The organism is Paraglaciecola arctica (assembly GCF_018861065.1).
Lineage (GTDB): Bacteria > Pseudomonadota > Gammaproteobacteria > Enterobacterales > Alteromonadaceae > Paraglaciecola > Paraglaciecola arctica_B.
In genome coordinates this window covers 51,323-66,146 of sequence record NZ_JAHKQO010000026.1, presented here as the reverse complement: position 1 = coordinate 66,146, position 14,824 = coordinate 51,323, and the positions used below count along the sequence as shown (strand labels likewise).

Below are 14,824 nucleotides of genomic sequence, written 5' to 3'. Positions count from 1 at the left end.
TCGGAATGATTAGGAAAGTGGCAGCAGATATCCATCAGGGCCAGAGACACAAAGCTCTCATAAATAGGCCGAATATATGGGGGCAATGTACTCTTTCAAATTCATAATCAAATGTGTTTGCAAATAGGGTGGGTCCATATATGACGGGCTTAAGAGTACACCGGAATGACGGGCTTAAGAGCACACCGGAATGGCGGGCTTAAGAGCACACCGGAATGGCGGGCTTAAAAGCATACCGGAATAATGGATTATCTGTGCGGTCACTTATAACGGATTTTTTTTCTTATCTGCCCCAAACTTATCTGCGTCCATTCCTTGTTTCCAGTAGCCAGTGGCGTGCATGTTAAGGCGCGAAAAGTCGAGCTCTCTGAGCAACATGCCTTTGATTGTTCTCAGTTGACTGGCTTCAAGGCCCATAAAAACTTGGCTGTCTTTGCTTAGGTTGCTTGCTAGCGTGCGCGTAAATTCTTCTAGGCTCAGTGTTGATTGGTCTTCGATATGCCAATGAACTTGCTGTGCGCCATCCATCTCAATAACATCATCGGCCGTGGGTACTGTGACTATCGCGGTGATGGATGCTTCGGATGATATGAATTTGGCATAGCCATTCACTGCGTTTACTGCGGTGATGTCACCAATCAGTAAATAACTGGGTGCCTCAAAATTAGTCAGTTTGCGTGTACCTGGCCCGGCTATGGTTAATTGATCGCCTACTTTGGCTTGTTGCGCCCATTGGGTTGCTGGCCCTTGATGGCGGTTAACCACAAAATCTAACGTAAGGCGTTTTTGGTTGGCATCGAATTCACGAATGGTATACGAGCGTTTTATGGCATTTTGTTGGTTGTTTGGAGTGACGGGCAAGCCATCGGCTAAGAATATAATTTTTACGTGAGCACCGTCTTGGTCGGTGGGAAAATCATGCAAGTCGTCGCCACTTAAAACAAAGCGTTTTAGGTGTGGCGTTAGCTGGTGGATTTCGGCTACTTGAGTAGAACGAAATTTTCGGTTGATGACTTTATTAAATATTTGCCGTACTGGATTCATATTAGGCCTCGCTTATAAAACTGGTACTACACAGCAGGAAGCTGTTATAATTAGTTGATAAAGTCAAGTATACAGATTAGGTTGATAAAGTCAACTATTTGAGGTGATAATGAATTTACGAGAAACCATTTTCGCATTAGCTCAGGCTTATCGAGTGCACATTAAAGAGGCGGTGAACGCCAATGAGCTAGGCTTAAACGGGATGCACGTTAGGTGTCTACACGCCATTGCAAATTGCCCGCAGTGCACCGCAAACGCCATAGTGAATCAATTAGGCAAAGACAAAGCGCAAATCGCGCGGTTAATTAAAGACATGCTAGACAAAGGGTGGTTAGAAAAACACTCCAGCGAGTTTGATAAACGTAGCCAAATATTGAGTTTGTCGAGCAGTGGTACCGCGTTGCAGCAACAGTTAGTGCAGCTCGAAAAACAACTGGAGCAAAGTTTTGAGGCCGGCTTAACCCAACAGGAGTTAGACGAATTTAGGCGTATCTCGTCAAAGATGTTAGCGAACTTGGGAGAGCATAGTTGGGAGTGAAAGGAAGTAGATTGGAGATAGGAATAACGAAGTTGTTGTGGACTTGGGTTACTTTGGGTTGACGTCTACTTCTATTAGGTTTGGCTGTGCGTTCAAATATTCTGGTTTGTGGTGGGTGAGTAACACTACTGTTTTGTTTTCAAGCCAAGGGTTTAGGTTATCCCAAATTCGTGCTGCCATCTGATGATCTATGCCGTTAAAGGGCTCATCTAATAAAACCAAAGGTTGCTGTCTTAAAATCAGCCGAGCTAGGCAAATTCGTCTGGCTTGACCGCCTGATACTTTGCCATCGGTTTCGCCTAACCAAGTGTTTAGGCCTTCGGGCAGTGAGTTAGCCCATTCATCTAATTCCACCTTTTTAAGTGCGTCCCATACCGCATCTTCGCTTACATCTGTTAGCCCGATAACTAGGTTGTACCCTAAACTGCCCGACAAAATAGCATTAGATTGTTGTAAATAGCCCACTGTGTTATGCCATGTTGTGGCCGCGATGGCCGATAATTCGTGCTGCTGATTGATGAGCACTTTTGTTTGATTACCACTTGGCTCGCTGCCAATCAGTAAGTTTGCAATTGTAGATTTGCCCGCTCCTGATTTCCCCTGAATATTGATAAGTTGTTTGGCGGCAAATTTAAGTGCTATCGGCTGACTTTGGCTAAGGCCAATTTGGGGATGATTATGAATTGTCATGTCAATCACTGACAACTCAAAATGCTCATCTGCTTGCGGTAAAGGCGATGTGTTGGTTAAGGCCAGTAGCCGATTTGCGGCATAATGAGTTTTGCCCCAAGTACTAAATAATGCTGGGAAGCTCTGCAATATTTCAGACATACCTAAGCTCATCATCACTAACATCACAGCTATTCCGCCATGCATTCCACCGTGACTTACCATGTACAACACTATAGCAATAACACTGAGCATACACAGGCTTAAGATAACATCTAGCACCAGTTGGAAGTTGGCAAGTTTGTTATTTAAGTCGTACTGAGCTTGGTAAAATCCCTCTAAGGCTTGATGAGTTGCCCGTTCGTGTTGCTGCATTAATTGGCTAGCTTGCAATTCAAAGGCCCCTTGAAGATGTTCAATAATGGCGGCTCGTGTTTCGTTTAATAAATTAGAACACGCCACTCCAGCGGCTTTTGAATGTTTAATCTTAAGGCGCACTGTTAGGCCTAAACATAACAACATCACCAAACCGGCAACCAACGCAAAGTTAAGCCAATAAAAGGCCATAAAAATACAAAGGGTGGTAATTAACAGCAATGCTGCAATAGGCGGAATGATATAGCGTAATAATATGCCATCTAGGGCATCGATATCGGCGGTTAACCTACTTAACCATTCGCTGTCGGAGCTGGCGCGTAATTGCTTGTCAGGCAGCACAGACAACTGCTTAAACAAGGTCACTCTAAAAGCGGCCACTAATCGTAGAATGGAGTCGTGATTGTACATGCGTTCAACGTAACGTCCTATGGTGCGGCTTAAGGCAAAAAAGCGAATGCCAGAACCAGGCATATACATATCAAATGTCACCACTATAGCTGCGGCAATACTTATCCCTGTTAAGGCCGTCGCGGTAATAAACCAACCAGACAGCATCAACAAGGCAACGCCCGATAACATAGTCAAAAACGACCAAAAAATACCAATGTATAAACGATTACCAAGGGTGCGGTGAATTAATTTAAACCAATAAAGCATCGACTTAGGCCTCGATATAATCAAGGTTGATTTGCTGACTAGCAAGGGTCATTACATCAGGGTCGTGGGTAGCTATCACCAAAATACTAGAGGGTTGCAGCATACTAATGGCTTGGATGATCAAGCCCTTACTTTTGGTATCTAATCTGGCGGTGGGTTCGTCGAGCAACATCACTGGGCTAGGGTTAAGTAACAAGCGTGCAAAAGCGATACGCTGAATTTGCCCGCCTGATAATCCTTGGTTGTGTTCACCTATCAGAGTATCTAATCCGTTTTGATGGATATTGAGTTCGCTGATTAAATCTAGTTTATTGAGTACGTCAAGCATCTCTTGGTCGCTGGCTTTGGGAGCCAAAGCTAACAGGTTGTCGCGGATACTGGCGTTTTTGATCCAGGCTTGTTGCGGTAAATAAGCCGCAGCCGCCTTTGTTTCCGGGCCCATTTTTGCGGTTCCTGCAAGTGCCGGTAAATATCCCGCTAGGGTATGTAATAAGGTTGACTTACCGCTACCCGATTGCCCTGATACCACCAATACATCGCCTAAATTAAGCACTGCATTTAAGTGAGTCGCTTGGGGAGTGGTTGCCAAGTGCCCTATGGATAACTCGTCTAACACTAAAGTACATTGGTCGAGCTGATGAATAGCGGTAATGCTAGACGAGTCAGTTTTATCGGATTTATTTGAGTGATGTGGCGCAAATTCAAATGCCGCAACTAAGTTATTTGCCGCACCCAATGCCGAGGCGCGGTCGTGATAATACTGGGAGAGGGTACGCAATGGCTGAAAAAACTCAGGCGCTAAAATCAGTATTGCTAATCCGCTAAATAAGGTCAGGCTATCGGCTGGACCCCAAGTAATCGCACCATATAAAGAAAAGCCAATATAAATGGCCAATGCAGCAATGGCGACACTGGTAAAAAACTCTAAAACGGTAGAAGACAGAAACGCCACTTTTAGGGTGCGCATCACGACTTGGCGGTAGCGGTCGCTGTAATCTTGTACTTCTTGGAGAACTTCGTTTTTCGCGCTTAATAAACTGATAGTTGATAAGTTCGCTACTCTATCTAAAAAATGCCCTGCCAAGCGCTGCCTAATAGTGGAATATTTTTGATTTAACCTTTCTGCACCCATGCCTACTAACACCATAAAAAGCGGAATAAGTGGAGCAGATATCAGCAGTAATAAGGCGCAAAGCCAGTTTAAATAAGCCACCGCCAGTAAAATAAACAATGGTGAAATTAGCGCCAATGCTTGTTGTGGCCAATAGCGAGCAAAATAACCATCCATAGCTTCAATGTCTTCTACAAATTGACTGGCATAAGCGCCAGCAGAGGTATGTTTGAGATAAAGCGGACTAGCGGTTCGCCAATATTGCAGCATTTGTTGCCTGATGTGTTTTCTTACATTGGTGCTGGCAATGAGTGAAAAATGTGTTTGAAAACGCGTTAATAAGGCGCGACCAAACATTGCCACTAATACCACTACCAAAATGTTGCTTTGTTGTTTAAAACTGGCGTTTTCGACAATAATTTGATGAGCGGCAAAACTAAATAACAGCCACTGTACAATCATCAATAAAGAGGCGCTGGCTCCACAGCCAACCGCAAACCATAAGTTTGCTTTTTGCTGTTGTACATAACCTCTTAAAAAAACACGACCCGTTGCAGTCTGCACTACTTCGGGTCGTTGATTTGGCTGTTGCCCAGACTGCGGATTTGTTTGGGGCATCAGTGATTAATTACCCTCAATGGTAACCACCTTCTTTGACTTTGCCTCTGAAAACCCAATAAGTCCAAGTGGTGTAACCGAGCACAACTGGAATAACAAACAAAAAGCCTAACAATAGAAACAACTGAGAGTTGTACGACGAAGCGGCGTCCCAAATGGTAAATTTAGGCGGTACTATATAAGGCCATTTGCTGGCTAAAAGTCCTAAGTAGCTAAACAAAAACACCCCCATTGTCGCCACAAAAGGTAAGCCGTCTTGCTTCTTTTTCACCGCTCGGATAACTAAATAAGAACAATACAGAGCCATGGCAGGTAATACCCACAACACACTGATATTATCGAACCAGCGAGTTCTTACAAAGGGGTCGACGAAAGGTGTATAAATACAGACTATGGCAAACACCGCCAGAAGGCCTGCTAAAAGTCGAGGAGTGATTTTGTAGGCCCAGTCTTGTAATTCACCTTCGGTTTTCATAATCAACCAAGTGCTACCTAACAAGGCATAACCCACAACGAGTCCAAAACCGGTAAGTACTGAAAATGGAGTGAGCCAATCAAGCGGTCCACCCGAATACACCATACCAGTGGTTTCAAATCCTTGAATGTAAGCACCTACTACCGCACCTTGAGCAAAGGCCGCAACGGTTGAACCAACCGAAAAGGACCAACTCCATAGGTACTTGGAAGTTTTGGCTTTAAATCTAAATTCAAAGGCTACGCCTCTAAATATCAAACCCGCCAGTAATAGAAATACCCCAATATACAAAGCCGGCAAAAACACTGAGTAAACCAAAGGAAAGGCTGCTAATAAGCCAGCACCGCCTAATACTAGCCAGGTTTCGTTGCCGTCCCATACGGGGGCAACGGAATTCATCATGGTGTCTCTGGCTTTTTCGTCAGGCGCAAAAGGAAACAATATACCTTGGCCTAAATCAAAGCCGTCCATCAATACATACATCATCAGCCCAAAACCAATGATACCTGCCCAAATTATGGTTAAATCAAATGTGGGTTCCATGATTATGCCTCCTCGTCGATTGCAACATGGGCCGCAGAGAAAGGTCTCATTGGGCGTTCTATTTCTTCCATTTCGTGAGGTGCGTTGGCTTTTTCTAAGCCGCCTCTGAATACTTTTAACAGATAATAAATACCGGCGCTAAATACTAGCGAATACACCACTATGTAACCTATTAAGGTAAATAGAGCCATACCACCAGTGAGCGAAGGAGTCAGTCCTTGGGCGTGAGTCATTTGGCCGTAAATTAGCCAAGGTGCACGGCCAGATTCGGTGACCACCCAGCCTGCAAGTACCGCTAAGAAAGGACTTAAACTCATTAACCTTAAGCCATTTAAAAATAGTGGTGATTGGTAGTATCTATTTTTAACACGTAGTACCAGCCCCCAAATTGCAAAACCTATCATTAAAAAGCCTAGGCCCACCATAACCCTAAAAGACCAAAACACCACAAACACTGGAGGTTGTTCTTCGACAGGTACTTCGTTTAAGCCAGGCACTTCGCCGTCCCAATCGTGGGTGAGTACAAAACTGGCTAGTTTAGGGATTTTTACTTCGAAATGGTTTGTTTGAGCTTCTTGGTCGGGTATGGCGAATAACACTAAGGGCACGCCTTTACTGGTTTCCCAGTTACCTTCCATCGCTGCCACTTTGGTAGGTTGATGTTCTAGGGTATTTAAGCCGTGAAAGTCACCTACTACTGCTTGGGTTGGGGCTAATACCAGCAAAAACCATAGGGCTACAGATAAGGCTTTACGGTTGGCTTCTAATTCACGTTTTTGTAAAACAAACCAAGCGCTCACACCTGCGACTACCAAGGAAGCGGTTAAAAACGAGGCCAATGCCATGTGTAAAAAGCGGTAACCAAATGAAGGCGTAAATAGCGACTCGGTCCACGAAGTCACATAATACATGCCATTAATTAGCTCTAAACCTTGAGGGGTTTGCATCAGTGAATTAGCAGCGAGGATCCAAAATGATGAAATAAAGGTGCCAGTGGCCACCATAATGGCTGCAAATAAATGCACCCCCTGTGGCACTTTGTCGCGACCAAATAACAACACGCCTAAGAAGGCGGCTTCTAAGAAAAACGCCGTGACCACTTCGTAACTTAATACGGGTCCCAGAAAGTTGGCCGTGGCATAAGAAAAGTTACTCCAGTTAGTACCAAACTGGAACGACATCACTATGCCCGACACTACGCCGATTCCAAATACTACAGCAAAAACTTGGATCCAGAATTTCGACAACTTCTGCCAAATTGGATTACCAGTTTTAAGGTGCAGAGTTTCAAAACCTGCAATGGTGCTCGCTAACCCAATAGTAAATACTGGGAAAATCGCGTGAAAACACACCACGAATGCAAACTGTATTCGTGACAGTATGAGGGGATCTAATTCCATATTGTTACCTATTCATGTATTGAAATTTTTTACACACCAATGGAGCATTGTTTAAATGCTCTATTCTTCGATTATTGTTTCGTTATCTGAACGACTCATACGATGACTTAGGTTATGCTTCTGGCTCGCGTATTTACGCGATCTCTGCCAGTCTGTTTACTTCTTCACAACCCATTTTGCACAAAGTGTTCCAAATATAGTTGAGTCATAAAAAAAGACTAAAAAAACTTCTTTTTGTTTGCTTTTAGTTGTTGGTCTTGACTATCTATTTTGGAATTTATTTTAATATTTTCAACTAGATAGATAATTCCCTTGGGGCATATTAAAGTAAAGTGTCATCATCGTTTTTGTTGATCATAATCAACAAAAAATTACTTCAATTAGTTTTTTCAGTGCTGATTCGCTCTTGAATGTTAAATTTGACTCTCTCCACTGTCATATTTGGCGTTGGTGGTTGTCATATTTGGCAGCGGTGACGGGTTTAATGAAATTCAGTAAAGTTGTGAAAGTCTAGCTCAGCTCGTTATTCGTATTTAAGGCCGTGTTTTTGAAGTTTACGGTATAAGGTACGCACACTGATCCCTAATTGTAACGCTAGTGCATCTATATCTAGATTTGAGTGTTCACAGAGTTGATTTAAGTACTGGTATTCGAGGGTCTCTAGGCTGATGATACTGTTGTTATCAGAAAAGTTAGTGCTCACTGTTAGTTCTGGGCTCTCATTGACTTGTTCGGGTAAGTCGTGCCGCTCAATCACATCGTCATCAGTTAACAGCGTGGCTTGTTCGATAATATTTTTTAATTCACGAATATTGCCTGGATAATTATATTCACAGAGTATTTTCAGGGCTGCTTGGCTTAACTTTTTGGGACGAACTTTACCTGAAATTAAGAAATGTTGGCACAGTGCAGGGATATCGTCTTGACGTTCTGACAAACTGGGTAAAGAAATAGGAAAGCCCGCAATTCTGTAGTACAGATCTTTACGAAACAAATCTTGCTGCACTAATGAAAATAAGTTTTTATGACTGGCACATATTAATCGAAAGTCTGCTTTTTTCTGTTGCGTGCCACCTAGGGTACGATAACTTCTGGTTTCGATAAGACGTAACAATTTGACTTGCATACTCAAAGACACATCAGCAATTTCGTCAAAAAATACTGTGCCGCCATTGGCGATTTCTATTAAGCCTTTTTTATTTTGAATCGCTCCAGTAAAGGCCCCTTTTTCGTGACCAAATAATTCTGACTCAAATAGGTTTTCGTTTAGGCCAGTACATTCTATCACCACAAAAGGTTGAGTTGCCCTTGAACTGGCGTCGTGCAGAGCTTTTGCTACTAACTCTTTACCTGTGCCTGTTTCGCCATGGAGTAACACCGAAATATCTGCTTTGGCAGCGCGATTAATTTTCGATAACATGGCTTTAAAAGGCTTGGATGAACCGATCATTTTGTTGTTGTGGGATTCGGTCGTGGCAAAATCAATTTTGTCCAACACTTCAAGAAAACCAATAGTGATGCCATCATCATCTTTAATGGGCTTCATCAAAATGTCGCAATAGGTTTTGCCGAACTCGGTATTGTGCACGTGCATCACACTGGTTGCTTTTTGGGTTTGCATACAGGTTTGAATCGGGCAGTCTTCGCCGTGATTATCGCAAGAGCTAATGTTGCCGTGGGATATTTCGAAACAGCGACTATTACCTAGCACTACTTCGTTTTCGTAGGTGTCACGGTAGGCTTGGTTCACCGCTAAAATAGTATACTGGGTGTCGATAAAAATGGCGGGTTTGTCGACGGCGTTTATCATGCTTTGAACAACGGAGATATTCATTCACTTACCTTAAGCCCATGTCAAAATTGAAATTTATAGTGTCAAAATTGACAACGATATCAAGTTTTCTTTAAAAAAGAAGATGAAAAGGAAGCGAAACAAGCGTGTTGTTAATGCTTAATCACTCTGCTTAGGTAAGGATTAAGGGAATTCAGATCTCTGCTGATTGTGCTTGACTAGCAGTATAAAAATCAAATCAAGTTGCCCTTGTTCTTAATTACGAGATCTCATGTTAACCTAATGAAAATAAACATAAAAAGTGTAAATGCAATGATTAAACCCTTATCTTTTTTAGTGAGTGCCTTACTTAGCGTGACAGTGTTCGCTGGTTCAGTGCAAGTGGTTGATCCTGATGTGAGTTTTCAGGCGGTTCATCGTATTGGTAAACATATAGTCGCCAGTGGTACCAATGGTGGTATTTATCAAAGTACTGACAATGGTGAACATTGGAGCAAGATTATAGGACCTAAGAATAGCTCTGCTTTGCAGTTTAGGGATAATCAGTTATTGAATGAAGGTGGACTCACATTGATGGCGGCCGGAGAAGGCGGAGATTCGCGCATATACCGTACTGATGATGGTAAAAATTGGCAGTTACAAATTGCGGGTAAACAGTCTGCTACCTTTTACGATTGTATGCATTTTATCAATGATCAGCAGGGTTGGTTATATGGCGATTCTGATGAACAGGGTTTGTTTATATTGGGTACGGTCGATGGCGGAAGTCATTGGAAAAGAGAGAAATTACCATTTGACGCTCAAGCAAGTGAGGGCGGCTTTGCCTCTAGCGGTACTTGCCTAAATAAAGGGCGTGATAACAATATTTACATCGGTACAGGTAATGGGCCTGCTCCCAGAGTGCTGATAAATGGCGGCGTAAATTGGCAAAGTCTTGATACTCCATTTAAGGGAGGTGAAGCGGCGGGGGTGTTTAGTGTGCAACAATCCGCTGAGTGGCTTTACATTTTTGGCGGAAGCTTAAAAGATCAGCAAAGTCCAGCCAAAGCCCAGCGTTATAATTTACAAAGCAAACAATGGCGTGCCTTACCTGACGTGCCATTAAAGGGGGCGATATATGGTTCGGATATTATTATTAAAGACAACAAAACTCAGATACTGATTGGTAATCCTCAAGGAGTCGCCATTTGGCAAGAGGGTGCCAGTTCGTGGAAAAAACTCAGTGATAATAATATTTGGAGTATCGCCTGTGATGATAGTCTGGGATGTGTTGGCGTAGGCAAAGATGGAGTGATTGAGCGCTTTACTTTTCATAGCGAAAATTGAAAGCGCAATTTACATTTCCCAATACCCTTAATTTATCGTTTAAAAAAGTAAAATGCAGGTATTGCAGTGACGCCTTTTTCCAAAATATCATTGCCATGAGCTAAGTGGATTTTAGGCGTTGGGGCAAATACATCACCGTAGGATGCGCCAGACACTATAACTTTTTCAGACAGTAATTTTTGTAATTCAATTGGTAACCTACCGGTAAAAACAATCGCTTCAGGGTCGAGTAAGCTTTGAATAGCTTTTAACGGAAACTTCATCGTTTCTACACATGCGGTCACCCAAGACATGATATTGCTGTCTTGTTTATCTATGGCTTCTTGAACTCGTTCGGGTGTGGCTTGTTCACCCCAAATTGCACTTAAATGTTTGTAAAGTGAACCTAATGTTGGTTTGGGAAGTGATTTGTCACTACTGAAAAGAGCTGATATTTCACCCGCGTTACCAAAAGCGCCATCCACTACGTCACCTTCAAAAACGAAACCTCCACCAATATCTAAGGTAAAAAGCATCAAATAAAAACTTTGCAGATTGGCTCCTTTCTGGGTCAGAGAAAAGCCAATTGATGCTGCGTTGCCATCATTTTCAACAAAACATTGTTGTTGATAGCGTTTCGCAAAGGTTTCTTGAAAATTAACTTTTGACCACCCTTGGGGATCTTGTTGAGAACAAATTCGACCTTCTATATTGGTAAAAAAGCCTGAAATTGAAATACCAATACCTAACACATTTATTGAAGGTTCTAATTCCTGAAATAATTGATCGAGCATAGAAGTTGCGGCTTCAATAGCGAGTTCGGCAGAAAGGAAAGTGCCGTCTTTGCAATATCTGACGATATTGGTTCTGTCGAGATCGTCTAGTAATACCACCACTCGATCGTGCTCGAAAATAACGCCCACGCTCGCGAAAACGCCAGGCAGCAAAGTTAAATAGGTAGCAGGTTGACCGCGTAATCCAGCAATTTTTGAATGCTCTGACACTATGCCTAGGGATAGGAGATGTTGGGTAAGCCTTGTGAGAGTTTGATTCGATAAACCTGTAGCTTTGGCTATTTCTGCTCTTGTAGCTTTTCTGTTTCTACGAATGTTTTCAATGACTTTTTTGTGACTACTGTTTAACTTTTTTTCTACGTCTGAAATAGAACTAACCTTTTGGTTTGTATGCATATTTATCTCCTTGAATGGCTTGGGCGATAAATGTCTAGGACACAAACCGTTACAAGTCGCAAACTAGAATAACAACTACTCATTTTAATTACCACAGTGATATTTAAATATCGCATCTGCATTCATAATCGAATATTTACAAATAAACTAAAATCCATAACTCATTGATAAATAGCTATTTTTATTGTGTTGATATAGATGGCCTCATTTAATAAGTACCATTGTGGTAATTAAGTATTGACAATTATTAACCTCATAGTTAGTTTAATTACCGACGTGGTACTTAATTATAAAAACACTACAATGTTGAGGAAAATTCATGCATAGAACATCTGTTACTCCCAAACAAAAGAAACTCAGTAAAATTTCAACCGCCGTTATCTTTGGTCTATTGAGTGGTGCATCCACTAACCTCTATGCCCAAGAAACAAGTGAAGGTGATATTGAAGCCATAACGATTACCGGTGTTCGTGGTAGTTTATTGAAATCACTGAATCAAAAACGATATTCGAATAAGGTTGTTGATGTTATTACAGCTGAAGACATAGGCAAGTTTCCCGAAGCTAACCTATCTGAGGCGATACAACGAGTACCAGGGGTAACACTGAATCGTAATCCTACTGGTGAAGGTACGGCTATCAACCTAAGGGGACTAGGACCAGAATTTACCTCAACAGAAGTGAACGGTATGTTGGCTGGTGGTAGTGAAGGTACACGAGGTTTCTCTTTTGAAATTTTCCCTGCAGAGTTATTTAATAGTGTTGAGATATCCAAATCAGTGACTGCTGATCAAGTTGAAGGGGGGATTGCTGGTAGCGTTTCTTTATCGACACCTGATCCCCTTTCGACCAAAGAACAAGTGTTAAACGTCTCTGTTTACAATAATTACAGTGAAAATGCGGGTGAAAACAGCCCTAAAGCTTCAGTGGTTTTTAATCATAATTGGAACGATACTTTTGGAGTTAATGCTGCTCTTGTCTATTCAGACACAGCAATGCAAAACAATGAAGTACGCGGCAGTAGTCATACGCCCTTATCTGCTGTTTGGGTCGGGCCTGCTGTTGGTGAAGAGGGCGGGGCAACACAAGAGCAGTTAGATGCCTTATACCCTCGTATCGAAAGTTTTGGCTATACCTCAGAGCAAAGAGAAACCTTAGGGGCCGTGTTAGGTTTGCAATGGCGACCTAACGATAACTTAGATATTAAATTTGGTGCCTTGATGGGAACGATTGACGGCGACCGCGTAGAAACCATTCTTGATGCTCCTTCTGAAAGTAACATTACCGCCGTTAGTAATACGGTAATAGAAAATGGCGTTGCTACTCAAGCCACTTTAACAGGTGTTCAACAACGTGTTGGTGCCAGACAGGGCTTAATTGATGAAGATGTGAAACAGTTTACCCTTAGCGCTGATTGGCATTTGTCAGATAGTTTGACTTTTTCTCCCTATATCGGCCATTTCAGTCGCGAAAAATCTGATAGTAATGATTTGTTCTCCTTTAGAAGAATGGCTGACGATGGCAATTTTTATCCCGCTGATGTTAGCTACATCATGCGAGATAACCATCTCGAGTGGTCAACAACTGGCACTGACTTTGCCAGTAATCCTGAAGAGTTTGTGGTGAATGTATTTATTCGTCGCCCTCTTGAAAGAAAAGACTCTAACAATACCTACAAATTTGATTTTGAATATGACAATGGCGATTTAATGAAGGTCGATTTTGGCTTGCGTTATACCGACAGAGAGTTAGAGCAAGGCCAAACTCGAACTAACCTTAGAGCTGATACTTATTTAGCTGATGGAGTAACGCTACTTAACCGTCGTACAGACATACCTACTTTAGCCGATGTTTATACCCCTTTAGATAGATTTGAAGTAGATGGGGCAGGTTTTGCGCCCTCTACGTTAATTGGCGCGGATCCAGCTAAAGTGTTTGCTGCTTACTTTAATGCTGATGGCTCGCTGATTGATGGTATGACTGCGGATGTTAATGAACCTTTTGAGCTTATCAATAGCTTTGAATTGGAAGAACAAACCATTGCGATTTATGCACAAGCGAATATAGAAGTAAGTGATGATGTGACCTTAAGTACAGGTTTACGCTTTGTTAAAACGGATCAAACCATTGGTTCACAGGTCACAACAGACTCGTCTGATCCTGATGCATTTACTCCAGTTACCTTAGAAAGTGATTATCAAGAAGTCTTACCTAACTTAAATCTGCGTTATTCATTAAATGACGACATGGTTGTTCGTGCTGCTTACTTCAAAAGTTTAACCCGACCTGCATTAGGTGAATTAGCGGCTTTCGAGAGCTTTAATGGTATCGATGAAGGGGGCGGTCTTGGTAGTCGCGGTAACCCAGACTTACAACCTTTTACCGCTGACAACTACGACATTGGCTTTGAGTGGTACTTTTCTAGTGAAGCGGTTGCGGCAATCAATATTTTTTATAAAGACTTAGATGGGTTTATCGATACGTCTTCAACCACAGAAACTAGAGAGTTCCCAAGACAAAGTGATGGCGTCATCGTGAGTGGACCTATTATCTTTACACAGCCTACTAACGGTGTTGCGGCAACTATCACAGGTATTGAGTTGGCGTATCAATCTAGACTTGGGTTTATCAGTGAATCGTTGGATGATTTTGGTTTGCTTGCTAACTACACCCTGATTGATAGTGATGCACAGTATTCTGATGAAGGCGATGTAAGAAACTCGGGCTTACCTGGTCTTTCTGAAAGCAGTTACAACCTTGCGGTGTATTATGATGTAGAAAACTTCAATGCACGTGTGTCTTATACTTGGAGAGACGAATATCTTGTGGCCTTCGCATCAACTGCAGGGATCCCACAATGGCAAGAAGAGTATGGACAACTTGATTTTTCAGCGAGTTATAATGTGACTGATGCATTGCAACTGCAAGTTCAAGGCTTGAATATTCTAGGTGAACAAGAAGTGAATCGTTCTGTGGAAAATACCCCTTATGACCTTGCACAAATTGATAGAAGATTAGTAGTGGGTGCTCGATACTCCTTCTAAAAACTAGCAATACGCCTAAATATGGGAGTGCCGCAAGGCGCTCCTCTATTGTTCTAACCAA

At 42.3% G+C, this 14,824-nt stretch carries 10 protein-coding genes; 3 read left to right on the top strand and 7 right to left on the bottom strand.

Going from position 1 to position 14,824, the window contains the following annotated elements:
- Window positions 1-264: 264 nt before the first annotated feature.
- Window positions 265-1,044, bottom strand: coding sequence for a siderophore-interacting protein (locus tag KO534_RS10120; RefSeq protein ID WP_215929536.1), 780 nt, complete (start codon window positions 1,042-1,044; stop codon window positions 265-267).
- Between the two features lie 109 nt (window positions 1,045-1,153).
- Here KO534_RS10120 and KO534_RS10115 point away from each other — a divergent pair, with 109 nt between their 5' ends.
- Window positions 1,154-1,582 carry a MarR family winged helix-turn-helix transcriptional regulator gene (locus tag KO534_RS10115; protein ID WP_215929535.1) on the top strand — a complete coding sequence of 143 codons (429 nt, stop codon included), beginning with the start codon at window positions 1,154-1,156 and terminating at the stop codon, window positions 1,580-1,582.
- A 48-nt stretch (window positions 1,583-1,630) separates the two neighbouring features.
- On the opposite strand, the gene KO534_RS10110 is transcribed toward KO534_RS10115, so the two are convergent.
- From KO534_RS10110 to KO534_RS10090, 5 genes are all read right to left on the bottom strand, one after another.
- Window positions 1,631-3,286, bottom strand: a complete 1,656-nt coding sequence (locus KO534_RS10110) for an amino acid ABC transporter ATP-binding/permease protein (protein WP_215929534.1) — start codon at window positions 3,284-3,286, stop codon at window positions 1,631-1,633.
- A 4-nt stretch (window positions 3,287-3,290) separates the two neighbouring features.
- Window positions 3,291-5,015 carry a thiol reductant ABC exporter subunit CydD gene (gene cydD / locus KO534_RS10105; protein ID WP_215929533.1) on the bottom strand — a complete coding sequence of 575 codons (1,725 nt, stop codon included), beginning with the start codon at window positions 5,013-5,015 and terminating at the stop codon, window positions 3,291-3,293.
- Between the two features lie 16 nt (window positions 5,016-5,031).
- On the bottom strand, window positions 5,032-6,033 hold the full coding sequence (cydB, locus tag KO534_RS10100; RefSeq protein WP_215929532.1) for a cytochrome d ubiquinol oxidase subunit II: 1,002 nt from the start codon (window positions 6,031-6,033) through the stop codon (window positions 5,032-5,034).
- A gap of 2 nt (window positions 6,034-6,035) precedes the next feature.
- On the bottom strand, window positions 6,036-7,433 hold the full coding sequence (locus tag KO534_RS10095) for a cytochrome ubiquinol oxidase subunit I (protein ID WP_215929531.1): 1,398 nt from the start codon (window positions 7,431-7,433) through the stop codon (window positions 6,036-6,038).
- Window positions 7,434-7,956: 523 nt separating this feature from the next.
- Complete coding sequence (locus KO534_RS10090) at window positions 7,957-9,267, bottom strand: sigma-54 interaction domain-containing protein (RefSeq protein WP_252732071.1); 1,311 nt, start codon at window positions 9,265-9,267, stop codon at window positions 7,957-7,959.
- A 270-nt stretch (window positions 9,268-9,537) separates the two neighbouring features.
- Here KO534_RS10090 and KO534_RS10085 point away from each other — a divergent pair, with 270 nt between their 5' ends.
- Window positions 9,538-10,551 (top strand): hypothetical protein, encoded by a 1,014-nt coding sequence (locus tag KO534_RS10085; protein ID WP_215929530.1) that lies wholly within the window; start codon window positions 9,538-9,540, stop codon window positions 10,549-10,551.
- Window positions 10,552-10,583: 32 nt separating this feature from the next.
- On the opposite strand, the gene KO534_RS10080 is transcribed toward KO534_RS10085, so the two are convergent.
- Window positions 10,584-11,720 carry an ROK family transcriptional regulator gene (locus KO534_RS10080; protein ID WP_215929529.1) on the bottom strand — a complete coding sequence of 379 codons (1,137 nt, stop codon included), beginning with the start codon at window positions 11,718-11,720 and terminating at the stop codon, window positions 10,584-10,586.
- A 319-nt stretch (window positions 11,721-12,039) separates the two neighbouring features.
- Between KO534_RS10080 and KO534_RS10075 the strand changes: the two genes are divergently transcribed.
- On the top strand, window positions 12,040-14,763 hold the full coding sequence (locus KO534_RS10075) for a TonB-dependent receptor (RefSeq protein ID WP_215929528.1): 2,724 nt from the start codon (window positions 12,040-12,042) through the stop codon (window positions 14,761-14,763).
- Window positions 14,764-14,824 lie beyond the last annotated feature (61 nt).